The 26,462-nt window shown below is 62.9% G+C and carries 19 protein-coding genes, 1 tRNA gene and 1 pseudogene; 12 read left to right on the top strand and 9 right to left on the bottom strand.

Features of this window, described 5'->3' with window-relative positions; all coding sequences use genetic code 11:
• Positions 1-138: 138 nt before the first annotated feature.
• The 4 genes from J6524_RS25440 to J6524_RS25425 form a co-directional block, all read right to left on the bottom strand.
• Positions 139-1,521: a hypothetical protein gene (locus tag J6524_RS25440; protein WP_225675643.1), complete on the bottom strand. Its 1,383-nt coding sequence runs from the start codon at positions 1,519-1,521 to the stop codon at positions 139-141.
• A 434-nt stretch (positions 1,522-1,955) separates the two neighbouring features.
• Entirely contained in the window at positions 1,956-3,566 is a 1,611-nt protein-coding gene (locus J6524_RS25435) for a tyrosine-type recombinase/integrase (protein WP_225675641.1), read from the bottom strand.
• Between the two features lie 96 nt (positions 3,567-3,662).
• A tRNA-His gene (locus tag J6524_RS25430) sits at positions 3,663-3,739 on the bottom strand.
• 213 nt (positions 3,740-3,952) lie between these two features.
• Entirely contained in the window at positions 3,953-4,387 is a 435-nt protein-coding gene (locus J6524_RS25425; RefSeq protein ID WP_225675639.1) for a phasin, read from the bottom strand.
• 560 nt (positions 4,388-4,947) lie between these two features.
• Here J6524_RS25425 and J6524_RS25415 point away from each other — a divergent pair.
• Complete coding sequence (locus J6524_RS25415; RefSeq protein WP_225675637.1) at positions 4,948-8,025, top strand: PAS domain S-box protein; 3,078 nt, start codon at positions 4,948-4,950, stop codon at positions 8,023-8,025.
• A 31-nt stretch (positions 8,026-8,056) separates the two neighbouring features.
• On the opposite strand, the gene J6524_RS25410 is transcribed toward J6524_RS25415, so the two are convergent.
• Positions 8,057-8,776: a glutathione S-transferase family protein gene (locus J6524_RS25410; RefSeq protein ID WP_225675635.1), complete on the bottom strand. Its 720-nt coding sequence runs from the start codon at positions 8,774-8,776 to the stop codon at positions 8,057-8,059.
• Between the two features lie 97 nt (positions 8,777-8,873).
• Between J6524_RS25410 and J6524_RS25405 the strand changes: the two genes are divergently transcribed.
• The 6 genes and pseudogenes from J6524_RS25405 to J6524_RS25380 all read left to right on the top strand — a co-directional run bounded on the left by J6524_RS25405 (position 8,874) and on the right by J6524_RS25380 (position 16,873).
• Positions 8,874-9,518 (top strand): TetR/AcrR family transcriptional regulator, encoded by a 645-nt coding sequence (locus J6524_RS25405; protein WP_225675633.1) that lies wholly within the window; start codon positions 8,874-8,876, stop codon positions 9,516-9,518.
• A 117-nt stretch (positions 9,519-9,635) separates the two neighbouring features.
• Positions 9,636-10,601 (top strand): Bug family tripartite tricarboxylate transporter substrate binding protein, encoded by a 966-nt coding sequence (locus tag J6524_RS25400; protein WP_225675631.1) that lies wholly within the window; start codon positions 9,636-9,638, stop codon positions 10,599-10,601.
• The gene (locus J6524_RS25395; RefSeq protein ID WP_225675629.1) at positions 10,598-11,101 is read left to right on the top strand and encodes a tripartite tricarboxylate transporter TctB family protein; all 504 of its coding nucleotides are present in this window, start codon (positions 10,598-10,600) and stop codon (positions 11,099-11,101) included. Before J6524_RS25400 ends, J6524_RS25395 begins: the two co-directional genes overlap by 4 nt.
• Complete coding sequence (locus J6524_RS25390) at positions 11,101-12,600, top strand: tripartite tricarboxylate transporter permease (RefSeq protein WP_225675627.1); 1,500 nt, start codon at positions 11,101-11,103, stop codon at positions 12,598-12,600. The genes J6524_RS25395 and J6524_RS25390 overlap by 1 nt, the downstream gene beginning before the upstream one ends.
• 102 nt (positions 12,601-12,702) lie before the next feature.
• A pseudogene (locus J6524_RS25385) lies at positions 12,703-13,225 on the top strand (hypothetical protein).
• Positions 13,226-13,549: 324 nt separating this feature from the next.
• The gene (locus J6524_RS25380) at positions 13,550-16,873 is read left to right on the top strand and encodes an adenylate/guanylate cyclase domain-containing protein (protein ID WP_225675625.1); all 3,324 of its coding nucleotides are present in this window, start codon (positions 13,550-13,552) and stop codon (positions 16,871-16,873) included.
• A gap of 292 nt (positions 16,874-17,165) precedes the next feature.
• Here J6524_RS25380 and J6524_RS25375 read toward each other — a convergent pair whose 3' ends face one another.
• Positions 17,166-17,483, bottom strand: a complete 318-nt coding sequence (locus J6524_RS25375) for an ArsR/SmtB family transcription factor (RefSeq protein WP_225675622.1) — start codon at positions 17,481-17,483, stop codon at positions 17,166-17,168.
• A 50-nt stretch (positions 17,484-17,533) separates the two neighbouring features.
• Between J6524_RS25375 and J6524_RS25370 the strand changes: the two genes are divergently transcribed.
• From J6524_RS25370 to J6524_RS25360, 3 genes are all read left to right on the top strand, one after another.
• Positions 17,534-18,490 carry a threonine/serine dehydratase gene (locus tag J6524_RS25370; RefSeq protein ID WP_225675620.1) on the top strand — a complete coding sequence of 319 codons (957 nt, stop codon included), beginning with the start codon at positions 17,534-17,536 and terminating at the stop codon, positions 18,488-18,490.
• Between the two features lie 188 nt (positions 18,491-18,678).
• Entirely contained in the window at positions 18,679-19,704 is a 1,026-nt protein-coding gene (locus J6524_RS25365) for a Fe(3+) ABC transporter substrate-binding protein (protein ID WP_225675618.1), read from the top strand.
• Between the two features lie 210 nt (positions 19,705-19,914).
• The gene (locus J6524_RS25360) at positions 19,915-21,561 is read left to right on the top strand and encodes an ABC transporter permease (RefSeq protein WP_225675616.1); all 1,647 of its coding nucleotides are present in this window, start codon (positions 19,915-19,917) and stop codon (positions 21,559-21,561) included.
• Positions 21,562-21,585: 24 nt separating this feature from the next.
• On the opposite strand, the gene J6524_RS25355 is transcribed toward J6524_RS25360, so the two are convergent.
• The 3 genes from J6524_RS25355 to J6524_RS25345 are packed head-to-tail and all read right to left on the bottom strand — an operon-like array spanning position 21,586 to position 23,630.
• Entirely contained in the window at positions 21,586-22,242 is a 657-nt protein-coding gene (locus J6524_RS25355) for a GNAT family N-acetyltransferase (protein WP_225675614.1), read from the bottom strand.
• A 4-nt stretch (positions 22,243-22,246) separates the two neighbouring features.
• Positions 22,247-22,897 (bottom strand): 3-oxoacid CoA-transferase subunit B, encoded by a 651-nt coding sequence (locus J6524_RS25350; protein ID WP_225675612.1) that lies wholly within the window; start codon positions 22,895-22,897, stop codon positions 22,247-22,249.
• 25 nt (positions 22,898-22,922) lie between these two features.
• Positions 22,923-23,630: a CoA transferase subunit A gene (locus tag J6524_RS25345; protein WP_225675610.1), complete on the bottom strand. Its 708-nt coding sequence runs from the start codon at positions 23,628-23,630 to the stop codon at positions 22,923-22,925.
• 278 nt (positions 23,631-23,908) lie between these two features.
• On the opposite strand from J6524_RS25345, the gene J6524_RS25340 reads away from it, so the two are divergent.
• Both J6524_RS25340 and J6524_RS25335 read left to right on the top strand, forming a co-directional pair.
• Positions 23,909-25,837, top strand: a complete 1,929-nt coding sequence (locus tag J6524_RS25340; protein WP_225675608.1) for an AsmA family protein — start codon at positions 23,909-23,911, stop codon at positions 25,835-25,837.
• Positions 25,838-26,162: 325 nt separating this feature from the next.
• On the top strand, positions 26,163-26,324 hold the full coding sequence (locus J6524_RS25335; protein WP_225675606.1) for a DUF2934 domain-containing protein: 162 nt from the start codon (positions 26,163-26,165) through the stop codon (positions 26,322-26,324).
• The last annotated feature ends 138 nt before the right edge of the window (positions 26,325-26,462 follow it).

The raw sequence follows: 26,462 nt of genomic DNA, 5'->3' as shown, positions 1-26,462 counted from the left end.
GGTAGTGTCAAATTCGTTCTCCGTTATGCTCCGGGCCCCCTCCGGCGCTCCTCCCCCCTCCCCTCTCTCTTCCGGTGTATATTAGCTGCTAGCAGCTATAGGTGGTCCCCCTTAAGGTAACCCTAGGGGGGTCTAGTGTCATGGTGATCGTCTGTTGACCTTGATTAGAGGCTCCGCATGCAGATGGTACCAATAAGAGCTGCGCAAGACTTCGCAGGTCACGGCGGCATGCTCTTGAGGCACAATCAGGCTGTCGTGCACGGCTAGGCTTGGGATGGCCCGCATTTTCATTAGCGCGACCATCGTCCCAACAATTACCTGGCTCTCCGCAAACATAAGGTCCGCCCAAGTGCGAACACGGCCGCCTATGGGCTGGCCCCAGCGTTCAAGAATGGGATGGTGAGCGATGATCTCATCCCGAAGCTTGCCCACAGTGTATCGCTTTCGGTCCAAAGGATGCCCGTGGTCCTTTTCGTAGTTCTTCAGGAGGTCCGAAGGCCATTTGCGGAGCAGCGCGGTATTCCCGAACGTCGCGGCCACCCAAAGCTTGACGATGTCCCGCGCCTCCTCGCCCAGTTCAGGGATAAAGTAGGGGTCCTTTTCCCTGTCGAGTTGCACGCCATGCCAAGCGTGGAAGATGGTCAGGTAACTTGCTCGCAGATCAATCTCGACTACCGGCGAGCCATTGACGGTCATTTCAAGGCGCTTTTCGCCGCTCTGCTGTTGGTAGTTCGTGGTTGCGGGTTGGCTGTAAAGACGCCCGCCCTGATTCCAATTGAAGTGTGAGGCGTCGCCGTTCTGGAAGATGCGGACATAGCCACGGTGTATGCAGCCACCGCCGAGGGACTGCTTTGCAAGAAACTCATTCAGCTCCCGCACGTCTGCTTCCAGCTTTTGGGACAGGTCCGTGTGCTCGAACTTCATGATGCTGCCCCGAACCTTGCGGCCTGCATCCCGCGTGCTCGCGGCGCGCTTCTGCAGCGGGTGCTTCGGCAAGCCGTAGTCGAAGTGATCAACCGCGTTGTCCAAAGTAATCCCGTGCTCGGCTGCGAGCGCAAGGAGCTTATCTGTAGGACGATAGCGCGAAGCATACCGCCGACTGACCAAATCCGGGCCGCCCTCATCAAACCCGCCAAACCACTGATTGACGCCCTCCTGATGTTCCACAAGGTCCAGTTCTCTTAGAGCTAGTTGGAGGGGAAGAAACACGCGGGCTCCTACAGGAGCGCCTGTGAAGCCGTCTGTCTTTAGTGACCGAAAGACCCATTTGCTGTTAGTGGTCAGCAGATCAGCTAGGAAAGCTGCGATAGCTAGCTTGAGTTTCTTGCGGTTCGTCTTGGCTGCCCCCGTAGCCTCTGCGCGGGCCAACTGATGCAGCACCTGTTCATAAACTGCTTCGGTGAGAGCCTGCGCCGCTTCGGTGCAAGCGTGCCCCTCAAGGGAAGCGAAAGTAGCATCTCGCAGCTCAGCTCCATTGGATGCCTCCGTTTCCGGGACGGCCTTAAGTGCGTGTGTCGGCAAAGTGGTCTTCTTCCTCTCGTTACTTGTGTAGACGTTGGTGTGCCCAGCGACCGCACGCAGGTGTTCCTCGGCGTACGGGATTGCTCATTGGTATTAGAGCCGAACCGGTTGCAGCCACGTCAAAAATTCAGGTTGGGCCAGCTACTCGGCAGCGGCCTAATTGGCGGCGATTTCCTCCCGAGTAGCGCATGCGGCGAGCAGCACACGGGAAGATCAGCAACGATATTGAGTTGGCCCGACGGCTGGCGTGCTCAGGCGGAGTGAGCTGCAATGAGTGTGGCGACGTTTGTCGTGATGCTCGACATCGGTATTCCTCTCTTTTCTTGGTGTCCCGGTGAGCCCCTTACCGGTCGTTAGGTTGCCTTGGTGCCGCGTGTTCGCTTTGTTGCCCCCAGTGGCCGGACACGCGACCTGTTCGGCGAGGGGTTACACGTTCAATCCAGCTTGTAGCGCGGGAATTTCTTGAGTGCCTTGGCCATGTCCTCGGCGGTCGGCTGTCCGTACTTTCTGCCTTCACTAGCGGGAGCGTGGCCCGTGATGGCGTCGTGCACTTTCTCCGTGATCCCCACGCGCTCGGCGATCTGCTTAAACGTGTGCCGCCACGCGTGCGTTGGGCTCAGTTCCGGGTCGGTTACGCCTTGCTCTCGCACCCACTCCGCCAGCTCTCCCCGAACGTTGCCCGCCCTGCTCCGACTGGGGTTCATTGGATCGCTGCTTGCACGGTGCGGTGTCTTATCGTCGTAAAATAGTGCGCCCTTCCCTACCGATCGGACCATGTCAAGGAACCCTTGGGCGATCAGATGCTCATGGAGCGGCACAATACGCGTCTTCCTTGTCTTGATCGTGCCCGCATCTGGCATGAGCTTGATGAAATGGAAGCTGCCGCGCTGCTCGATATCATCGCCACGGAGTTGCGTGACCTCGCCCGCACGCGCACCAGAATACGCGCAGAGCCAAGGCACCCACCGCTTAGCTCGGTCCACAGGTGTCTTCGGGTTCTTGACGGCCAATGCGGCCTTCAGGATCGTGCGAGCTTCTTCCTCGGTGAAAGCCTTTGTCTCGCGACTCCGAAGTTTCCTCGGAACATCCACCTTGATGTCAACGAATGGATTTTTTCTGACGTGCTTTTGCTCCGCGCCCCAACCAAACACGCGACGCGATGACGAAAGCCACACTTCACGCACCGTAGTCGCGGAACGCTCCTCGGTGACCAAGCCTCTCACCCAAGAACGTGCGGCCTCCTCGGTGATCCCATCGGCACCGACATCCGCAAAATGACGCTGCATCTCAAGAAACACGGCACGCCAGCGCTGCACAGTATTTTCTGCGGGCTTAAGGGCCTTCACAAATGCTTCGAACAATTCCCAGCAGCTAATGCCTGTAGCTCGCGGTGACCCATCGGTGAACGCTGGGAAGCTGTCCGGAGTATCGTCACGGGAGTAGTCGCCGTTGGCGCGCCGTTCTAGCAACGTTATGGCAGGCAGGAGATTGTCACTAAGAGCATCGACAAAGAGCGCATAGGCGGTGGTGTTCAGCGCCTTGCCCTCGCTGGCAAGAAATGTCGCCACACGCGCCATCTCCGCGACCCGCGGCCTCACTGCTTCGCGAACCTCGGGCTCCTTCTGCCACTCCCAGTGAGGATCGGCCTTGGGGTTATCGTGGTAGCTTTCGGGTGCCTCGGGATAAATCACATCCCACACGAGGTGATCACTCATTTCCCTCCAGCGCTTCGCCGGTCCAGGGTCATTCTCGTGCAGCTTCACAAACCAATTGTACCAGCGGCCCGCGAGCGCGATTGCGTTGAGCCTCGTCAGTGGCTGGCCCTCGCCGTTCCTTTGCGCCCGCAGGGTGGCAATGCGGGTCTCGACCTCGGCCTCCCACTCTCCTAAGCGGGCCTTGGCTTCATGTCGGGGCGTGTCAGCTGGCAGCTTCAGATGGGCCTCGCGCTTCACGCCGTACAGCCGTTGGTAATCCTCGCGAACGTCCTCGGGGACGACCTTGCGGGCGAACCATCGATTGTCAGGAAGTCTGTTGAGTGCGACCATTCGCAACGCCATTTGTGCAGCCTTTTGTATTTTAGGCGGCGCAAATACTGCTGGTCTATCAGTAAGATGCTGAGAACGCGGTGTTATCCGCAATCTTGGTACAGTTGGGTGGGCTCGAACCACCGACCTCCTGTTCCACAGACAGGCGCTCTAACCAACTGAGCTACAACTGCATCCTGCGCGAGGGCTCCTAAGCGTCCCTCGAATGGGCCGGAAACTAGGTGCAACGCCTCGCTTTGGCAAGGCCGCTACATCACCGATTATAGTCGCCGCAGAAGTGTTTTGCGTTCATTTTTTGGATGGGCGACCAGGTGGCCGGCCCGGTCGTGACAGTAAAAAGCCCGGGCCGCTTCGCCCGGGCTTTTCGTCGTCGAGGTGAAGCGCGATCAGGCCGCGGGTTTGTAGTACTTGGCAGCGGACGCCTTGATCGGCTCGACGGTTTCGGTCGCAACCTTCTGGCCGAGCTCTGCAAGCTCCTTGGCCTGGGCGGCGAAGGTCTCGTACTGCTTCTTGGTATGCGCGGTCCACAGCTCGAGCGCCGCAGCCGGTGTCTTCACGCCGAACAGCTCCTGCGCGAAATCGAGTGAGGCCGAAGTGTTGGCCTTGAAGAACTCGATCAGCTTGGCGCTGTACTCGCTGGCGCCTTTGCTGGCCGAGGTGAACACGGCCTCGATGGTGCCGTTATGGGTTTCGGCCGCATCCTTGAACTTGGCGTAGCTGTCGCGGGCCTGCGAGACGCCCTTTTCAGCGAGTGCGCGCATCTGCTCGGGCACTTCGAAGGGGATGATGGAGGCAGAGAAGGGATCGGTGGAGCTGGTCACGGCTTGCATCCTTCACAACGGGGTTAAACGATGTTCCCCCTCGCGGACGCGGGGCAGATAAGCGGCCGAAAGGGTCACGTACACGCGCATTCACGGAAGTGCCCATCCACGGGCTTGCCTAATAAGCACCCGTATCATGTCAAATTTGTGCAACGCAATGCACATTTTGGTGCAACGCCAAAATATTCTCGCTCCGGGTGCGGGTTCCATCCAGAGTGTTCGGTGGTTGCAGCTGTGGCGGTGCGGTCAGATCAGCTTTTTAGGCGTTGTCGCGTCGAGAGCGGCCCCGCTGACGACCTGGCCCATTTCAGTGGCCTGCTCCGCCAGCGCGCGTAGTTGCGCCTGCACACATTCGCTGTGCAATCGCATCAACGCGTCGGCAAGGTGAAGGCTCGAGGCGGTTGAAAGTGGCGCGGCCAGGTTAAGGTTATCCGCCGCTAAGATTACCGGCGACGGGGTAGGCCCGTGGACCGCCGGGGCCGGCTTGCGATACTAACGAAGTCTTAACCCTATCGGCGTTCAGGCTGCCGATTTGATGCCGGACGGTCATGTAGCTAACGATGAAGGATGCGGAATCTCAGTGGCGGGCGCAAAGCGACCCGCGATTGGCGGCCTATGCGGCAAGCCGCCTGCCCGCATGGTTGTGGACGGCCGACGGCCGTCGGATCCTGTGGGCCAATGCGGCCGGCGTCCGCGTGTTCGGCGCCACCAGCGCCGCAGCCCTTACGGAGCGAACCTTCGGGCCGGCCGACCGGCACCGGCGGCAGATCGCGCGGCTGGCCGGCCGGTTGCTCGCCAACGGCGCCATCCGCCTGGAGCGCCTGCAGGGATTTGGCGCAGCCCCTGGCATGCTCGCGACCTGCGGCTGTTCGCGGTTCGACTTTCCGAATGGCAGCCACGGCGTCCTCATCGCTGCCGGCAATCTCGCGCTAATCGCGCCTCGGCTGACGCAGGCATATCAGCCGCCGGAGGTCGAGATGCAGCCGGTCATCGCAGCGTCACGACCGGACTCGCAACCGGTCGCGCCCGCCATGCCCGCCATGGAGCAGCCGGTCACCCGGTCACCGGCTCCGGACTATCAACAGCCGGCGCTATCGGGCGAAGCGCCCGCCGAGTTTGCGCTGTTCGACGCATTGGCCGAACCGGACGTCGCCGAAGCGCCTCCCGTGGCCGAAACCATTTCGCGCACGCCCTCACCTGCGTTCGAGGCATTTGCCGGCCAGACCGCGCAGGGACGCCGCCTGCCACTGCGTTTCACCTGGCAAATGGATAAAGAAGGCCGCTTCACGCTCGGCAGCGACGAATTCACCGGCCTGATCGGCCCGCGCTCCACGGCCGTGTTCGGCCGTCCCTGGCGCGAGATCGCCGAGACGTTCGGATTCGATCCGGACGGGCGGATGATAAAGGCGTTCGCGACGGGCGCGACCTGGAGCGGCATCACGCTGAACTGGCCGGTCGATGGCGGCGGCACGCTGCCGGTCGAATTGTCGGGATTGCCGATCTTCGACGGGGCGCGGAATTTCATCGGCTATCGCGGCTTTGGCGTCTGCCGCGATTTCGATGCCCTCGCGCGGCTGGCCGCCCGACGCCTTGCGGAATTGTCCGGGCAAACGGTGATGCCGCCAGAAGCGCCCGCTGCTGGGTCTGTTGAGGCGGCCAGCGCTACCTCGCCTTCGCAGGACGAATTTCCCGAACCGATTGCTGCCGAGACTTCACATCAAGAAGATCTGGAGACGGCGATGGAACGTCCCCAGGAAAGCGTCGAGGAAAGTGCCAAGGAGAGCATCGAGCAAAGCATCAAGGAAAGCATCGAGGAAAACGTCGAGGAAAGCGACAACGACACGCTGACGGAATTTCCGGCAGATAATATCCTGCCATTCCGCGCGCCCGGCGACACCAAGCCGCTGTCGCTGACGCCGGTTGAAAACAGTGCCTTCCACGAACTTGCGCGCCAATTGTCGGCGCGGCTCGACACCGAGAATGGCAATGAGACGGACGCGCCCGACGGCGAGCGAGAAACCATCTTCGCACCACTGACGGCATCGCCCGTGCGCGAAGTGGCCAGTGTGCCGCCCGAATGGCTGGCGCCACCCGAGCCGCCCGCGCGCGGCGAAGCCGCGCGCGACAAGACGCTGCTCGACCTCTTGCCGGTCGGCATCCTGATCTATCGGCTCGACCGGCTGCTCTATGCCAATCCCGCCTTCCTGACCCAGATAGGCTATGCGAGCCTGCATGCGCTGGAAGATGCCGGCGGCCTCGACGCGCTCTATGTCGAACCCGGCGCTTCGAATGCGTCCTCGACATCGGACACTGGCCGGCCGGTGATCATCTCTGCAAGCGAGCCTGCAGATGGCGATGCGCCGTCATCGGCCGCAGAGGCCCGCCTCTACACGATTTCATGGGACGGCGATTCTGCCCTCGCCCTGATCTTCTCGGGCACCCGCCATGAGGCCGAGGCAGTCACGGCCACCATCGCGCAGACCGAGCCGGCAGCCGAGGCGGAAATTTCGCCGCCATCCGACGTCGGCCACGCCAATGCCGAAGAACTCGCTGCCATCCTCGACACTACGGCCGAGGGCATCGTGATGTTCGATGCCAAGGGCGACATCAACGCAGCCAACCGCAGCGCCGAAGCGCTGTTCGGCCGCGACGGCGACGAGCTCGTGCAGCGCAATCTCGCCGATCTCTTTGCGCCCGAGAGCCAGCACGCCGTGTTCGAATATCTCGCCGGCATCAAGGCATCCGGCGTCGAAAGCCTGCTGGAGCAGGGCCGCGAGGTGCTCGGCCGCGAAAGCAAGGGCGGCATCATCCCGCTGTCGATGACCATCGGCCGCACACGGGCCGACGGCCCGAACTTCTTCGCAGTGTTCCGCGATCTATCGCAGGCCAAGAAGACCGAGAGCGACTTGCGCGAGGCGCGGCGGCTGGCCGAACGCGCCGCCAACGCCAAGGCCGACGTGCTGGCGCGGATCAGCCACGAGGTGCGGACGCCGCTGAACGCCATCATCGGCTTCTCCGAAGTGATGATCGGCGAGCGCTTCGGCGCGCTCGGCAATGAGCGCTATCGCGAATACTTGAAGGACATCCGCGCCTCCGGCGAACGCGTGGTCGCCATCATCAACGACCTGCTCGATATATCGAGGATCGAAACCGGCAAGCTCGACCTCGCTTTCAGCCCTCAGAACCTCAACGAGCTGGTCGAGACCTGCGTGGCGGTGATGCAGCCGCAGGCCAATCGCGAGCGCATCATCATCCGCACCTCGCTGGCGCACGCGCTACCGCCGGTGGTCGCGGATGCGCGGGCGCTGCGCCAGATCACGCTCAACTTGATCGGCAATTCGATCCATCTCGCCAAGGCCGGCGCGCAGGTCATCGTCTCGACCGCCTTGTCCGATTTCGGCGAGGCGATGCTGCGGGTCCGCGACACCGGCAATGGCCTCAACCACAATGAGGTGGCTGCCGCGCTCGAGCCGTTCCGCACGCGGGCGCCGTCGGACAAGTCCGAGAATTCGGCCGTCAGCCTGTCGCTGACCAAGGCGCTCGTCGAAGCCAACCGCGCCAGATTCCAGATCAAGACCGGCGGCCGCAGCGGCACGCTGATCGAGATCGTGTTTCCGCACGCGGTGGCGCGCGCCTAATCGGACGAACGGCGCGTAGGCGCGGCGTTGATCAAGCGGCTTTTTGCGGAAGAAAGTCCGGAACGCTGAGCCGCTGGCTGCGCAGGTAATCGGCCATTGGTCCGACCACCTTGAGGACGGCCGGTCTTGCCGTCATGCGCTGCCGCCATTGCAGAAGTCTCGGCGTTTCACTGGTCATGTCGGCGCCCCAGCGGGCACCGAAGAGCTGGGCCATATAGAACGCGATATCGGCAAAGGAATATTCGCCGCCAAGAAACTCGCGATCGCCGAGCACGCTTTCCATCGTTTGGTAGTAGGCGGCAGCGCCGGCGCGCGCGAGCTCTGCCGCAGGATCGTCAGGGGTTTTCCAGAGCTGCATCAATTTGATGATGTGCGGGAAATAGACCTCATCCGATTCATGCTCCAGCCGACGCGACCAGGCCCGTGCCGCAGAGGTCGCTGGCCACAGCGCAGGCTCGGGCTTGATGTCCTCCAGATACTCGAAGATCTGGGTGGAATCGAAGAGCTCGAGGTCACCGTCGATCAGCACGGGCACCTGGCGTTTTGGATTGATGCGCAGCACTTCCGGATGCTTCGGCGAGTATCCCTCCTTCATGGTGAAGGGGACCATGATCAGTTCGAAATCGATGTTCTTCTCATGCGCGGCGATCTGAACCTTGGCACCGAACATGCTGAGGGGACCGGAGAACAGCCGAATTCTGCCGGTGCTGCTTCGATGCGCTTCTCGATCGGATTCGCTGTTCTCTTGCATCGATGTCCCACTTCTCATCATCCGGCAAAACAAACAGGTTGCCCTGTTTTTGTCAATCCGGTAGACCGCTCACGATACGAACAGCGGCGGGAGTTTTATGACGAAAAAGCCGGCCAGCGGCCGCTCGCGAACCAACGATCCAGCCGGCGTCCGAAAACGCATTCTGGATGCCACAGCGGACGCCTTTCAGAAGCGTGGCTATCACTCGACCAGCACGCACGACATTGTTAGCGCGGCCGGTGTGACGGCGGGCGCCCTGCACCATCATTTCCCGACCAAGAAGGTGCTTGCGCTCAACGTCATCGAGGAGCGGGTGGCGCGAGCCGTCGAGAGGCATTGGCTCGAGCCGGTCAGGTCGGCACGCCGCGCCGAGGAAGGAATACGCAACGCGTTCGAGCAGATCGCGTCAAGCCTCGACCGGTCCCGGACCATCCTGGGATGCCCGCTCAACAATCTGGCGCTCGAGCTTTGCGCGGCAGATTCCGAATTCCGAGAGGCGATCGAGCGGATCTATGACAATTGGCGCCAGGTGATTGCGGACAAGCTGCGGGGGGATTTCGTCGCCGCTTCCGACGCCGAGGCCCTGGCCACTTTCGTCATTGCCTCCTATTCGGGCGCAATTACCCAGGCGAAGGCCAAGCAGAGCACGGCCCCGCTTAGGACCTGCGCCGCGCAATTGTCGGTTCACTTTCGCTCCCGGCAAGCGCCGAAGGCCAAAGGCGCTCACGTTTCAAAGTCTTAGCGAAATCTTCGGGCCCGGCTCGGACACGTGAACGTCCGTCTGGACAGCGGCGGCATTTCCGGCTGATATGCGGCGAATTGACACACAGCCGCTCCGCGTGAGCCTGGAGGAAATCCCATGATTCCGTTTCAAACGCGCCTGTTCGGCGCGGTCGTTGCGTTGGCGCTTGCAGCCAGCCCTGCCCTCGCGCAGCAGCTCGAGCTCAAGATCATGGCGCCCGCAGCCCCCGGCGGCGGATGGGACCAGACTGCCCGCTCGATGCAGCAGGCGCTCGTCGCCGCCAAGATCGCCCGCAGCGTCCAGGTCACCAACGTGGCAGGTGCGGGCGGCAGCGTCGGAATCGCGCAGTTCGTCAACGGCGCCAAGGGCGACGGTAACCAGATGATGGTGAACGGCTTCGTCATGGTGGGCGCGCTCGCGATGAACAAGTCGCCGGTGACGCTCGATCAGGTGACGCCGATTGCGCGGCTCACCGAGGAAATCCAAGTGATCGTGGTGCCGGCGAATTCGCCGCTCAAAACCGCACAGGACCTTGCCAATGCCGTGAAGGCCGACATCGCCAAGGTCACCTTTGCCGGCGGTTCGGCCGGTGGTGTCGACCATGTGATGGCGGCGCTGTTTGCAGGGACGATCGGCGCTGACGCCAAGAAGATCAACTACATTCCGTTCTCCGGCGGCGGCGAGTCCCTGGCAGCCATTCTCGGCGGCAAGGTCACCGCGGGTATTTCGGGCCTTTCCGAATACGAAGGCCAGATCAAGTCAGGCAAATTGCGCGCGCTCGGCGTCACCTCCGAGAAACGCATCGCCGGCGTCGACATTCCGACGTTCAAGGAACAGGGCATCGACCTCGTGATCGCCAACTGGCGCTCGGTCGTCGCGCCTCCCGGTATCACGGCAGAACAGCGCAAGGTGTTGAGCAATGCCGTGGAGAGCATGGTCAAGTCGGATGCCTGGAAGGAGATCCTCAAGCAGAAGGGCTGGGAGGACGCCTATCTCGGCGGTGATGCCTTCGCCGATTTCCTGAAGAAGGAAACGACGCGCGTCACCGACGTGCTGAAGTCGGTCGGTCTCGTCAAATCATGACGGCTGACAACGCCTCCAACGATGCTCCGCAGGCACCGCCCTCGCGGCGCATCGATCCCGCCGGTCTCGTCATTGCAGCGGCACTCGCGGTGCTCGCCGCGGTATTGGTGTGGGACGCAAGCCGCCTGCCCACCACCACGATGTACGGCATGGGACCTGAGGCGATGCCGATCGTTGTCGCCGTCGGGCTTGGCCTGCTCGCGATCGGCAATTTGATCGATGCCTTGCGCGGCAACCTGCCGCCGCGCGAGAGCGCCGATCCCAAGCCGGTGCTGCTGATCCTCGGCGGACTGGCGCTGTTGATCGCCATCATCGGCTTCGGCGGCGGCTTCATTCTTGCGACCTCGGTGCTGTTCGTCGCGACATCGGCAGCGTTCGGGCGGCGCGCCATCCTGACCGACCTCGTCATCGCCCTCGTGATGAGCACGCTGATCTATCTCGCTTTCGATCGGCTCTTGACGCTCAGCCTGCCCGCCGGCCCCCTGGAAAGACTGCTGTAATGGAAAGTTTCGCCGCGCTTGCGCATGGCATGGCCGTCGCCGTGCAGCCCATGAACCTGCTCTATGCGCTGATCGGCGTATTCCTCGGCACGGCGGTCGGCGTGCTGCCCGGCATCGGGCCGGCGCTCACCGTCGCCTTGCTGCTGCCGGTAACCTACAAGCTCGATCCGGGCGGCTCGCTGATCATGTTCGCGGGAATCTATTACGGCGGCATGTATGGCGGATCGACCACCGCCATTCTCATCAACACGCCGGGCGAGAGCGCCTCGATGGCGACCGCGCTCGAAGGCAACAAGATGGCGAAGGCCGGCCGCGGTGGTCCGGCGCTGGCAACGGCTGCGATCGGCTCGTTCGTCGCCGGCACCATCGCCACAATCGGCCTCGCCTTTCTCGCGCCATGGCTGGTGGATTTCGCGGTGCGCTTTGGGCCTGAGGATTATTTCGCGCTGATGTGCGTGGCCTTTGTTACGGTATCCGCGACGTTCGGCGATTCGCCGATCCGCGGGCTGACCAGCCTGTTCATCGGGCTAACGCTCGGCCTGATCGGCATCGATAAGCTCACCGGGCAGGCCCGGCTCGCCTTCGGCATCCCGGAGCTGCTCGATGGCGTCGAGGTGACGACGCTGGCGGTCGGCTTGTTCGCTGTCGGCGAGGCACTCTACGTCGCCTCGCGCCGCCATCACGCCGAGGAGCAGATCGAGCCGGTGCGCGGCTCGCTGTGGATGACGATGCAAGACTGGAAGCGGTCGTGGAAAGCGTGGCTGCGCGGCACGATGTTCGGCTTTCCGATCGGCGCCCTGCCCGCCGGCGGCGCTGAGATTCCGACCTTCCTGTCCTATTCCACCGAGAAGCGGCTGACGAAACACCCGGAAGAATTCGGCAAGGGCGCGATCGAAGGCGTCGCGGGGCCAGAAGCCGCCAACAACGCTTCCGCCGCCGGCACGCTTGTGCCGCTCTTGACACTCGGGCTGCCGACTTCGGCCACCGCTGCGATGATGCTGGCGGGCTTTCAGCAATACGGGCTGAACCCGGGACCGCTATTGTTCGCGGAACGGCCGGACTTGGTATGGGGCCTGATCGCGAGCCTCTTCATCGCCAACGTCATGCTGTTGGTGCTCAACCTGCCGCTGGTCGGCCTCTGGGTACGGCTGCTCGCAATTCCGCAGCCGTGGCTGTATGCCGGCATTCTCGTTTTTGCGACCATGGGCACCATCGCGGCGAAGCCGTCGGTGGTCGAGCTCTCGATGCTGGCGGGTTTCGGCCTGCTCGGCTTTCTGATGCGCCGGTTCGATTTTCCGATTGCGCCTGTGGTCGTCGGTCTCATCCTGGGGCCGATCGCCGAAAGCCAGTTGCGCCGCGCGCTCGCGATCAGCCTCGGCGATCCCATCGTGCTGCTGCAGAGCCCGATGTCGGCGACGCTGCTAGCCATCGCGCTGATCGCGCTAGTAGCGCCCTTCGTGCTGAAGGGCCTCGACCGCTTCAAGGCAAGCGAGGATTAGTTCTTCGGCGCCCTTCGCAGCCCGCGGGCGGCACAGATCTTGCTCGAATCCAGCCTGCTCCATTGCATCCGCCTGCGGATCGCCTGTTCCGGGCATTTTGGATTGCGCTGCCTTGTCGTTGCCGATCTGCACTATTCGTTGCCACAATTCGACTGGCTGCTCGCCGCGGCTCCGCAGTTCGATGTCGTCATTTTTGCCGGCGACGCACTCGACATCGGATCGTTCGTCGACTTCGACCTGGGGTGGCAAGCGTTTCTTCGGCGATGTCGAACTGGAGCAATGGATCGCGCAATACCAGCCGTCGATGGTAATCTCGGGCCACGTGCACCAGTCGCCCTTCATCCCCGATGGCTCCTGGTTTGATCGCATCGGCACGACCTGGGTCTTCAACACCGGCCTGCAGCACGGCCGCCCGCCGGTCTGTATCGTGATCGACCTCAATGAGAACGCAGCGTTCTGGATTGCCGCCGGCGAAGCGCAACGCATCGACCTGCGCGCGCCCCTGCTGCGGCCGGCGACGCCGATCGAAACTCCACCGACCTGGCTTATATCATTGGGTCGGATTGCTGACCCGCTTTTCTCCTCATCGACAAGCGCTGGAGAAGTTCAGGAAAAGCAGGCGTGACATGTTTCACGAAGGGAGTCATTCAAGGGCTCTCGCGGAAAGCGTCAGATTGTTCGCTATCGAACGTTCGTTACGCAAACCGGATATTCCGCAACGAGTTGTCGTGTTGCACTGACAAGCAGATCCTGCGCGAATTTCTCGTCACGAGCTCCCGCGCAATTTGCCACCGGCGTTGATCGTATCAGCTTGGTTGCTGCGCGTGAGGTTTCGTAAGCCCGCAGCCTAATACCGCAAGCGACATACCATCGCGCAAATATTGAATAGCTTTTTTGTAGCAGTGGTCCAAAATCCGAGCCCGCCAGCCAGAACAGTTTGGGGGAGCCAATGCAGCAGATTGCAGACTGGCTCGAGAAGCTTGGGCTTGGACAATACGCATTGCGTTTCGCCGAGAACGGAATCGATCTCAGTGTCCTTCCCGAGCTGACGGATCAGGACTTCGATAGACTTGGAGTCCTGATCGGTCATCGCCGCAAGATGCTGCGCGCGATTGCCGAACTCAACCAGGCCGAATTAGTCGACGCGCAGACTCGGCATGCTGCCGAGCGACGTCACCTCACCGTGATGTTCTGCGATCTGGTAGGCTCGACTGAACTCTCTGCTCGCCTTGATCCCGAGGACATGTGGGAGGTGATCCGCGCCTATCGGACCGCATGCGCGAGGGCTATTGCCGCCTACGACGGCAGCATCGCCAGGTTTATCGGCGACGGAGTGCTTGCCTATTTCGGCTATCCTCGCGCGCACGAGGATGATGCCGAGCGCGCCGTGCGCGCCGGGCTCGACATGATCGCCGCAATAAGACTTGAAACCCGCGCGGAACGGGTTGAGGTGCGGATCGCGATCGCGACCGGGCTTGTGGTGGTAGGCGACCTCATCAGCGGCGGCGCCTCGGAGCAGCAGGCGATGGTCGGCGATACGCCGAACATCGCGGCCCGGCTGCAGAGCCTGGCCGAGCCGGGGGCGGTCATCGTTGCGGCATCGACGCGCGATCTGCTTGGCGATCTATTCACTTTCCGCAGCCTCGGCCTCCGCCAAGTCAAGGGCATCTCCGAGCCGATCGCGGTCTGGGCGGTCGAAGGTGGAGCTGCGTCGGAGAGCCGCTTCGAGGCAGTGCGCACAGCGCGTTCGATGGGCTTTGTCGGCCGCAAGCCAGAAATCGAGTTCGTGCTCTCGCGTCAGCAGCTGGCCTGGCAGGGCCAGGGCCAGGCGGTGTTGATTTCGGGCGAGGCCGGCATCGGCAAATCGCGCCTCGTCGCAATGCTCTGCGAGAACGCTTCGCTCGGGGCACATTGCAGGGTGCGGTATCAGTGCTCGCCTTACCACATCAACAGTGCGCTTCATCCCTTTGTTGCTCAACTCGAGCGCGCCGCCGCCATCAGGTCACAGGACACGCCCGAGCAAAAGCTCGACAAGTTGGAGGCAATGCTTACACGCGGAACGCAGCGGGTGGCCAACGCGGCGCCGCTGATCGCAGCACTTCTTTCGATCGCAACAGGCGAGCGCTATCCGCCACTCGGCTTGAATCCAGTGCAGCAGCGGCGACAGACGTTCGCCGCCCTGCTCGATCAGCTTGAGGGTTTGGCCCGGCAGCAGCCTGTGTTGATCGTCTGTGAAGACATGCATTGGGCCGACGCCACCACGCTTGAGCTGTTTGATCTCGCGGTCGACCGGATCAGGGGCTTGCCGATCCTCGCGCTCATGACGTTCCGGCCGGAGTTCGAACCGCCCTGGGCCGGTCTCGCCAATGTCAGCGTGCTGCGGCTCGATCGGCTTGACCGGCAAGACGCGCGCGCCCTGGTCGAGCAGGTAACCGTCGGTCGACAGCTGCCAGGCGAAATGATGCGGCAGATCATCGATAGGACGGACGGCATCCCGCTGTTCATCGAGGAGTTGACCAAGACAGTACTGGAGTCCGGACTGCTCGTGGAAGACGCCGGACGCTATCGCCTCGATCGTCCGCTACCGCCGCTCGCCATTCCCGCGACGCTGCAGGACTCGCTGATGGCGCGTCTTGACCGGTTGGCCCCGGTCAAGGAAGTAGCACAGATAGGCGCCGCCATCGGCCGCGACTTCTCATACACGCTGCTGCGGTGTGTGGCGGGGCGCGATGATCTGACGCTGAACGCCGCGCTGAGGCAGTTGGAAGAGGCCGAACTGCTACTGCGCCGCGGGACGCCGCCGGAAGCTAGCTACACCTTCAAGCACGCGCTCGTCCAGGAGGCGGCTTATGAGAGCCTGCTCAAGAGCCGCCGGCAATTGCTTCACAAACATATTGGCGATGTACTGCGCGACCAGTTTCCGGCCATCGCCGAAACCGAGCCGGAAGTCGTGGCCTATCACTTCACCGAAGCGGGGCTCGACGGGATCGCCCTCGACTGGTGGCGCAAAGCAGGTCAGCAGGCGCTCAAGCGCTCCGCCTATACCGAGGCAATCGCGCATCTCGGCAAGGCGGTTGCGATTGCCGATGGACTGCCGGACGACCCGGGCCGAACCATGAACCGGCTTCATCTTCAAATCACTTACAGCCGCGCGCTGCGGGGTAACCTTGGGCACAACGCCCCCGAAACGGTCGCCGCATGGACACGCGCTCGGCAGTTCGCCGCTGATATCAATGATCCGGTTGAACTGGCCCCGATCTATTCGGGTCTGTTCAATGCCTGCCTCACTCATGGCGAGATCGCGCCGATGTGGGAGCTGGCGGATGCAACCATGACCGCCGCCAACAGACGACCGGACTCGCCGGTAGCCGCAGTGGTAGCACATTGGACGAACGGGGCGACCTGCTGGTTCGGCGGCGACTATTTGAACGCGAGGGCGCATCTCGAGCAGGCGCTCGCGATCTATGGTGCTGAACCAAATCTCGAGACTTTCAGGGCGTCGACGCTGGACCTGCCGTTCGTCATCATGAGATTTCTTGCGTTGGTGCTTTGGCCGATCGGGCAGATCGATCGCGCCCGCCGGTTTGCCACGGAAGCGGTGCGCTCCTCGGGAGAACAGCGCGCGCTCTCCCAAGCCAACGCGCTGGTTCACAAGGCGGTTTTCGATGGACTATGCGGCGGGCCATTACAGCAAACCGAGACAATCCTTGCGCTCGCTCTCGCCCGTGACCATACAATGCCTTTGTATGTCGCCGCCGGCACATACCTGACTGGCCTTGCAAAGTGGCGTGCCGGCGACCGAGAGGCCGGGCTTCTTGAAATGCGTCGAGGCTGGACCTTGCTGCACGAAAATGACTGCTACCTTTGTGAACCATTTTGGGGAATGCAAGTGGCCGTGGCGAATGCCGCGGCGGGGCAAACGGACACTGCATTGGAGATTTTGCGCGAGTTGATCGCCACGACCGAACAGTCAGGTCAGCATTGGCTTGATGCCGAACTGCATCGTGTGCAGGGTGAACTCCTGTTGCGCCGCGATCCCTCGAACGTCGGCGGGGCCGAATGCGCCTTTAGCAAGGCGCTCGAGATAGCTCGAAGCCAGCAGACGAAAGTTTTCGAGTTGCGCAGCGCAATTGGACTTGCGCACCTTTGCATCAACAGCGGCCGAGAAGCGGCCGGATCCGAGGCGCTCGCGCGCGCCTTGATCGATTTTGATGAGGGGCAAGAGCTCCCCGAGATCGAGCAAGCGAAGAAGCTGTTTAGGAGAAGCTGCTAGCTCTACTGTCATGGCCGCTCAAACCCCTCATCCTGAGGAGCCGCGAAGCGGCGTCTCGAAGGATGTAGGCCACAGACGGGGCCTCATGGTTCGAGACGCGCTTCGCGCTCCTCACCATGAGGAGCTTACGACCCAGTACGACCAGCCGATGCTTTTGCCAATGCGTCTAAAGCCGCGAATCGGGAGCCTGGCGAAACCTCTGTCGGCGTCAGGTTGATCATGCCCGCAACTGTCGCACTAAGCGGCTGATCGAGCAGTACCGACATCTCACGGTACGCCGGCGCCAACTGCCTCAGATCTTCGCGAGCATGGCGGCTTTGAGCTTCGCGATGCGCGCTTCATCGCGCTTGTAGAACGTCCATTGCTTGACCCGCTTGGCGCTCAACAGTCCCGCCTGCGAGAGTATCTTCAGATGCTCGCTCACCGTGGGCTGGCTGACGCCGAGCTTCTCGGCAATCAGCGCCCCGCAGACTCCGTCCTTGACCAGATCGCCGTCGAGCTGCTCGCGAAAATGCGCGCGGGGGCGTTTCAACCATTCCAGGATCAGGAGCCGCCGATCGCTGGCCAGCGCGCGAAATGCAGACTCGACGTCGTCGTCCAAAGAAGGCATATTGCTAATTAGCTAAATAACTAATTCCTGTCAAATCTGGAAATGCCTTGATGAACGCGCCGGTGGACGCCGTAACCTCTGAAACGATCGCAAAATGTGAGCCACTCATTCGGCCCTTTATCCGGAGGACGCCGGTCGTCGAAGTCGACGGCAGCGAGTTCGGCCTTCCCGGCCACACGCTGACGCTCAAGCTCGAGCTGCTTCAGCACTCCGGCTCGTTCAAGGCGCGCGGCGCTTTCGCCAATCTGTTGACCCGCAACGTGCCGGAGGCTGGCGTGGTCGCGGCGTCCGGCGGCAACCACGGCGCGGCGGTCGCTTATGCCGCGATGAAGCTCGGCAAGCCTGCCAAGATTTTCGTCCCCAGCGTCTCTTCGCCTGCGAAGGTGCAACGCATCCGCGACTATGGCGCCGATCTCGCGATCGAGGGCGACCGCTATGCCGATGCACTCGCAGCCAGCGAAACATGGGCAGAGCGAACCGGCGCATTGCCGGTGCCGGCCTTCGACCAGCAGGAAACCATCATGGGGCAGGGAACGATCGGCATTGAACTTGCCGATCAAGCGCCGGATATCGACACGCTGCTTGTATCGGTGGGCGGCGGCGGATTGATCGCGGGGATCGCCGCGTGGTACGCCGGCCGCATCAACGTGATCGGCGTCGAGCCGCTGGCATCGCCGACCTTGACCAAGGCTTTTGAAGCCGGCCGTCCCGTCGATGCGGAGGCCGGAGGGCTGGCGGCGGATTCGCTGGCGCCGCGGCGCGTCGGTGAGCAGGTCTTTCCGATCGTGCAAAAATACGCGCGACAGACCGTGCTCGTTTCCGATGCCGCGATCGTCGACGCACAGGCCGCGCTCTGGCGCACCTTGCGCATCGTCGCAGAACCCGGTGGCGCAGCGGCGTTCTCGGCAATCCTGTCGGGCGTTTACAGGCCCGCCGCGGGCGAACGGGTCGCCGTCGTCATCAGTGGAGGCAATACAGCCGCGGTGAATTTCGAGCAGGCGCGTTGATCGCCGGTAGGACGCTACTTCCAGTTAACGTCCTTGCACTCAGCACCGAGCATTACTTTGGAATCACTCTAAATCGTTTGCTGGAATCGCTCTAAATCGAGGCATTCGCGACATCCGGTCGCTGACGGCAGGATAGAGGCTGCGCTACTGAGACCGGCATCTCCACCAGCTTTTGTCGGGCAGCTTTCATGACGAAATTCCGCGCTACCGCCGCAACCGCAGCGTTGCTTTGTTTCATCGCGTTCGGAGCCTCGCCGGCGTCCGCCGATGGCGAGGTCAACGTCTACACCTATCGCGAAACCAAGCTGATCCAGCCATTGTTCGATGCCTTCACCAAGGATACCGGCATCAAGGTCAACGTCGTCTCGGCAAGCTCCGGCCTCGAGCAGCGCATGAAGGCCGAAGGCGCCAACAGCCCGGCCGACGTGCTGCTGACGGTCGATCTCGGCCGCCTTGACGATGCCGTGCAGGCCGGCGTCACCCAGCCGATCAAGTCGGTGGTGATCGACGAGATCGTGCCGGCGCAATATCGCGATCCGGACGGCCAGTGGGCCGGCATCTCCATGCGCGCGCGCGTCATCTACGCCTCGAAGGACCGCGTCAAGCAGGACAAGATCACCTATGAAGAGCTCGCCGATCCCAAGTGGAAGGGCAAGATCTGCATCCGCTCTGGCCAGCACATCTACAATAACGGGCTGTTCGCGGCCTATGTGGCCAAGTACGGCGAGGCCAAGGCCGAGGAATGGCTGAAGGGCGTGAAGGCCAACCTGGCGCAGAAGCCGTCCGGCGGCGACCGCGAAGCCGCGCGCGACGTTGCGGCCGGCAAGTGCGACATCGGCATCGGCAACACCTATTACTGGGCGCTGATGATGAACAACGACCCCGAGAAGAAGCCGTGGGCGGAAGCCACCAAGGTGATCCTGCCGACCTTCGAAGGCGGCGGCACCCACGTCAATCTCTCCGGCGTCCTTCTCGCCAAGCACGCACCGAACAAGGCCAACGGCATCAAGCTGATCGAGTGGCTCGCCGGCGCGAAGGCGCAGCAGATCTACGCCGATGCCAACTACGAATACCCGATCCGCGCCGGCGTCGCCGTCAACCCGACCATTGCGGGCTATGGCAAGCTTGTCGCCGATCCGATGCCGATCGCCAAGATCGTCGCCAACCGCAAGGCAGCCTCAACGCTGGTCGACAAGGTCGGCTTCGACAATTGATCGCGATCGGCGGCAAAGCGTTGGAATCGTGATCGTACGGCACACACAACTGCGTCCCCTCTCCCATTGCGGGGGAGGGTTAGGGAGAGGGATGGCGGCAACGGCGGTGTGCGTGCCTTACCCCTCTCCCCAGCCCTCCCCCGCAAGGGGGGAGGGAGCCCACCTGCGCAAGCGGAAAAATCTCGGCTCATCTCGCCGACGTGTGTCGGCGTGACTCCCGTCACCCACTCGGGCCGGATCGCCGCAGCGATTGCGGTTGCGACCGCCATTCTCGTCGCTGCCCCCGTCATCTCCATCGTCACCCTCGCGCTGCAGCCAGCGCCTGATGTCTGGCAACACCTGATCGACTATGTGCTGCCGGCAACCATTCTCGATACTTCGCTGCTACTCGGCGGCGTCGGCGTCTTGTCGCTGGCAATGGGCACCGGCACCGCGTGGCTGATCTCGCTGCATGAATTTCGCGGCCGAGGCATTCTGCTGTGGCTGGTGCCGCTGCCGCTGGCGATCCCGACCTATCTTGCGGCCTACGTCTATGTCGACCTGTTCGAGCCGCTGGGGCTGGTCCACCGGACACTTGCGCTGTGGCTTCCGATGCAGGACGCGGTGCGCATGCTTCCCAACTTGCGCTCACTGCCCGGCGCGATCTTCGTGATCGCGCTGGTGCTCTACCCCTACGTCTATTTTTCGGCCCGGCCGATGTTCCAGCTTCAGAGCGCCGAATTCGCGGAAGCCGCGCGGACGCTCGGCGCCGGGCGATGGACCATCTTCTGGCGCGTCTCGCTGCCGATGGCGCGGCCGGCGCTGGCGGTCGGCGTCGCACTGGTGTCGCTCGAGACGCTGAACGATATCGGCGCCAGCGAATATCTCGGCGTCCGCACGCTCACCGTCTCGGTGTTCACGACCTGGCTAAATCGCGGCAGCCTTGCCGGCGCGGCGCAGCTTTCCTGCTTAATGCTCGCGATCGTGGCCGGCCTGATCGCGATCGAGCGTTACGGCCGGCGCAACATCACGGCGGAGTTCTCGGCCGAGAGCCCTCGGCTCACCCAGCGGACTGAGCTTGCCGGCGTCAAGGGCGCCTGCGCCTTCGCGGCCTGCCTGTTGCCGGTCGCGCTCGGCTTTCTGGTGCCGCTGCTGTTTCTGGCGCATCAGAGTTTCAAGCGCGGGCTGCTGGCGAATTTCGATGCAGCGTTGTGGCGCGACGCCTTCAACTCGGTCGCATTCGCGAGCCTTGCCTCGCTGGCGGCGCTGCTGCTCGGCTTTGCCACCATTCTGGCCTGGCGCTGGCGGCCGGATGCGCTGCGCGCGGTTGCCCTGAACGTTGCGCAGACCGGCTACACCCTTCCAGGCCTCGTGCTGGCGATCGGGCTGCTCGGGCCGGTGCTCGCGATCGATAACGCGCTGAACGCGATCGCAGGCTGGCTCGGGCGATCGCTGCCGGGACTGATCGTGGTCGGCTCCGGCGCCGCCGTGGTGATCGCCTATGTGATCCGGTTTCTGGCGGTGCCGACCGGGTTCATCAAGGCAGGGTTCGAGCGGATCCCGCGCGACTATGACGACAGCGCGCGGGCCGTCGGCGCCGGCCAGACTACGACGATGCGGCTGATCCATCTGCCCCTGTTGCGCCCCGCGATGCTGGGCGCGGTCATTGTCGTGTTCGTGGATTGCCTGAAAGAATTGCCCGCAACTCTGCTGTTGCGGCCCCTCAATGTCGAGACGCTGGCGACATCGATCTATCAATACGCGAGCCGCGGCAGTTTCGAGGACGGCGCACTGGCGGCGCTATTGATCGTCGCCGCCAGCATCGGCCCGGTAGCGTGGCTGACGCGGTTTTCCGATGTGCCGGCCGGGCCGGCGTGATTCCTAGCCCACGCGACTACGCGACTAGATCGCACGCGTGAAGCGGCGAAAGCCCGGCGATCCCGTGATCGACTCGAATGCCGGATCGCGCTTCTCTTCGGCAAAGGTAAAACCGGCTTTGGCATAGCATCGCTCCGCGGCCTCGTTGCCGATCAGAAACGATATCGAGGCCTGATTGAAGCCCGCCTGCTTACCGGCCGATAGCGCATGATCGATCAGGGCCTGCACCAGTCCGCGGCCGCGATATTCAGGCAGCGTCGCGACATGCTCGATCAGCCATTCGCCCTCGCCGCCCTGCACCCAGCAATTCGCTCCATAGGCGCCGCGGCGGAAGATCGCCGTCAGATCGGTGGCGCTCAACCCTATCGCGGTCGCCACCTCCTTGATCGCCGCCCGCGCGGCGGCCTCGGTGCCGGTTGCGGGCAGCGCGCAGAGCGATGCCGCCGGGTGGCCCTCGACCTCAGCGACGATGAATTGGGTGATGTGCCACCAGGATCGGGTTTGCGCGATCGCGGTGCATTCGACGAACGACAGGCATTGCGGCTCATTCCAGCCAAGCGCGATGTCGAACCAGCCGCGCGGAAACGGGCCGCGCTGCGACGAGAGGATATTGCGGGCAATGAAGCTTACGTCTTCAGGACGAGCGGGACGGATCGCAGGCTGCGACTGCCCCGCCGCCATAGCCTCAGACGTTCTTCAGCGCGACACGGAACTCGGCTTCGGTCTTGGCCTTCACCTCGTCCAGCGTGACGCCATCGGCAAGCTCGATCAGCGCCATGCCGTCCTTGCCGTGCTTGTCGATGGTGAACACCGCGAGATCGGTGACGACCATGTCGACGACGCGCTCGCCGGTCAGCGGCAGCGTGCACTTCTTAAGGAGCTTCGGGCCGTCCTTGGCGGAATGCTCCATCACCACGACGACGCGCTTGACGCCGGCAACGAGATCCATCGCGCCGCCCATGCCCTTCACCATCTTGCCGGGAATCATCCAGTTGGCGAGGTCGCCGTTCTGCGCCACCTGCATTGCTCCGAGGATCGACAGATCGATGTGTGCGCCCCGCACCATGCCGAAGGAATCGGCCGACGAGAAATAGCTGGTCGACGGCAGTTCGCTCACCGTCTGCTTGCCGGCGTTGATGAGGTCGGCGTCCACCTCATCCTCATAAGGAAACGGGCCCATGCCGAGCATGCCGTTCTCGCTCTGCAGGCTGACGTCGATGCCTTCGGGGATGTAGTTCGAGACCAGCGTCGGAATGCCGATACCGAGATTGACGTAGTAGCCGTCGCGCAACTCTTTCGCGGCACGAGCGGCCATCTGTTCACGGGTCCAGGCCATGAGGGCTCTCCTGCTTCGAGTTGGGTTAAGCGGCGGGCCGCGGGCGGGTGTTGCGGAACTCGATCCGCTTCTTGCCCGTGCCGACCTCGATGATGCGTTTGACGAAAATGCCGGGCGTGTGGATGCAGTCCGGATCGAGTTCGCCGGCCGGAACCAGATGCTCGACCTCCGCCACCGTGATCTTCGCGGCCGTCGCCATCATCGGGTTAAAATTGCGCGCGGTCTTGCGGTAGATCAAGTTACCGGCGGTGTCACCCTTCCAGGCGTGGACGATCGCGAGATCGGCGAACAGGCCGCGCTCCATGATGTACTTCTCGCCGTCGAATTCCTTCACTTCCTTGCCTTCGGCGATCAGCGTGCCGACGCCAGTTTTGGTGTAGAAAGCCGGGATACCGGCGCCGCCAGCGCGGATGCGCTCGGCCAGCGTGCCCTGCGGGTTGAATTCGAGTTCCAGCTCACCGGCAAGGTATTGCTGCGCGAACAGCTTGTTCTCGCCGACATAGGACGAGATCATCTTTTTGATCTGCCGGGTTTCCAACAGACGGCTGAGCCCGATGCCGTCGACGCCCGCATTGTTGGAAACGACCGTCAGATTCTTGACGCCGGAATCGCGGATCGCGTCCGACAGGGTTTCGGGGATACCGCACAGACCGAAACCGCCCGACATGATCATCATGCCGTCCTTGAGAACGCCCTCGAGTGCCGATTTGGCGTCGGGATAAACCTTGTTCATGGAAATAAGACCTGATGGAGGGAACGGCCGAAAGCCGGCATTATCGGGAATTATTAGGCGAATTCTTCGCGGTGCGTCAATGACGCGGGGATTATGCCACCGAAGTGCCTGCGGAGCGCCATGTCGGCCTTGAAAGCGTCAAGAAAACCCTTCAAGTTGCGTGAGTTGGCACCGGCTGACCGATGCGGCGCCTGTCCTGATCAGCGCCTCTTAATCAGCAAGACCCTAAAGACAGCAACCCGACTTCGGTTTAATCAGATCCGGAAATGTCATTGACGATGGCCCAAGGAATGAAGCGCCTCGGGATGCCGATTGCGGCGCTGTTCGGGGTGGCCGTGCTCGCCCTGATCGGAACTTCCTGGTTCCTCAACCGCGATGCGCTCCGGCAGGCGGTCGAGGCGCAGATCCGCGCCGTCACCGGGCTCGATCTGATCGTCACCGGCGCCATCGACGTCTCGGTGTTTCCGGGCAGCTACGTCTCCTTCCACAATGTTGGGCTGAAGGGCGGCGGCACTACCGACCCCGCCCTGCAGGTCGACGTGCTGACCGCGAACCTGCGCCTCTTACCATTGCTGCTGCGCCGCTTCGAAATCGCTGACGTCATGATGCTGCGGCCGCATATCCGCGTCGTGAGGGCGGGCAATGGCGAAAGCAACTGGACGCCGTTCGTCGAACGGATCGCGCGCACGATGAAACCCGGCGCGGAAAACCAGGTGTCGTTCTCCGAAATCCGGATCCAGGACGGCGCGCTGAAATACGAGGACGCCACCAACAACGTCAAAGAGCAGCTCAACGACATCGATCTCTCGCTGGCCTGGCCGTCGATTTCGCGTTCCTTCGCGGCGACCGGACAGTTCGACTTTCGCGGCGAACGCGTCGACGGCTCGATCTCCGCCAGCGACTTCGTCGCAATGCTCTCGGGCGAGCGCTCGGGCCTGAAGGCGCGGCTGGTCAGCGCGCCCTTGAAGCTCGCCTTCGACGGTTCGGTCGCCAACCGCACCAGCCTGATGATGGAAGGCACTGTGACCGTCGACAGCCTGTCGCTTCGCAACGCGCTGCGCTGGATGGGACAGCAGGTGCCCGGCAGCGGCGGGTTCGGCCGCTTCGCGCTGAAGGCCCGCGCCAGCGTCGTCGGCGCTTCGGTTGCGCTGACCAACGTGAATGTCGAGCTCGATGGCAATGTCGCCGAAGGCGTGATGACGGTCGCCAATAACGGTCGCCAGACGTTGCAGGCGACGCTCGCCGCCGGCAACCTCGATTTCACGCCCTACATCTCGACTGTCCGCCTGCTGGCGAGCGGCGCGCGCGACTGGAATCGGCAATTGTTCGACCTGTCGTCGCTCTCGGCTACCGACCTCGACATGCGCCTGTCGGCGGCGCGGGTGACCGTCGGCGGCACCAGACTCGGCCGCACCGCCCTTGGCGCCAACCTGCGCGGCGGCGCGCTGGCCCTGTCGGTCGGCGAAGCACAGATGTATGGCGGCATTGCCAAGGGCTCGTTCGGGATCGCGCGCTCGGATACGGTGGCCGACGTCAAGGCGCAGTTGCAGTTTACCGACGTCGATCTGCAAACCTGCGCCAACGAATTGTTCGGCATCACCAAACTGTCCGGCCGCGGCAATCTCGGCCTCTCGCTGGTGGCGTCGGGCTCAAGCCCGTTCGGCCTCGCCTCCTCGCTCGACGGCACCGCGACCCTCACCGGTCATGACGGCGCGATCGCGGGTTTCAATGTCGAGCAATTGTTGAAGCGGCTGGAGCGGCGGCCGCTGTCCGGCGGCGGCAATCTGCGCAGCGGCTCGACGCCTTACGACAATCTCAACGTTTCCGTGCGGTTCAATGACGGCATCGCAACCGTCGAGGACCTCCGCGTCGACGGCCCGACAACGCGCCTGACCTTGACTGGCACGGCCTCGGTGCCGGCCCGCGAATACGATCTCAAGGGCGTCGCCAGCCTTACCCAGGCTGCCGGGGGCGGCGGCGACAAGGGATTTGAGCTGCCCTTCGTGGTGCAGGGGCCGTGGGACGATCCGCTGGTATTTCCCGATCCGGAAAGCCTGATCCGCCGTTCTCCGGGAGCGGCCCCGCTGCTCGATGCGGTGAAGGACCGCAAGACGCGCGATGCCGTACGCTCGGTGATCGAACGGTTCACCGGCGGCGCGGCGAAGCCGCCGGCACCGGAGACGGCCGACGGAGCGAAAACGAACTGAAGTCTGGTTGCTGCGGTTCGCAGGCGGCGTGAAGCTGCGAGCGTGAAGGCGATCGGGAACTACGCGGCTCAGCCAGATCAGTCATTCGCATGCGGTGCCCTCCCTCCAGGACTGATCGTCGCCGGTTCACTTAGGAACCCGGCTCCTCCCTGCGTGCTTATCCCTGAAACAACGGTCGTTCCCCAAACGCCGTGCATAGGCGCGATATGCCGACCTCACGCGCGAGACAGGGATCGCCTGCTCACGAGAGTCGCAGCTCCGATCTCACGTCTCGTCTGGAGCGGGCAGCGCCGACGGCCGGCAGGGAGCGACGGAGGAGACGACGATGAACCAGCCGACGGAAAAGGAAATTGAGAACCGCGCGTATGAGATTTGGGAGCGTCACGGCAGGCCAGAAGGCAGAGACGCCGAATTCTGGCGTCTGGCGGAGCAGGAGCTGCGAAACGAGGACAAGTCCTCGCCCGTGCGCACGCCCGACACGCTGTAAGCGGATTGCGCTCTCGCGCGGCGACAGTCGCGCATGGTGCAACATGATGTCAGTCGTCCAATCTGAAGCGCCTCTTCCGCAGCCTTTCGTTCGAGCCCTGTGCTTGCGAAAGCAGGCGTGACCTCTCACGCGGGAGCC

It is taken from the genome of Bradyrhizobium hereditatis (genome assembly GCF_020329435.1).
GTDB lineage: Bacteria > Pseudomonadota > Alphaproteobacteria > Rhizobiales > Xanthobacteraceae > Bradyrhizobium > Bradyrhizobium hereditatis.
The sequence above is the reverse complement of the archived record's forward strand: the minus strand, read 5'-3'. Positions and strand labels throughout refer to the sequence as shown.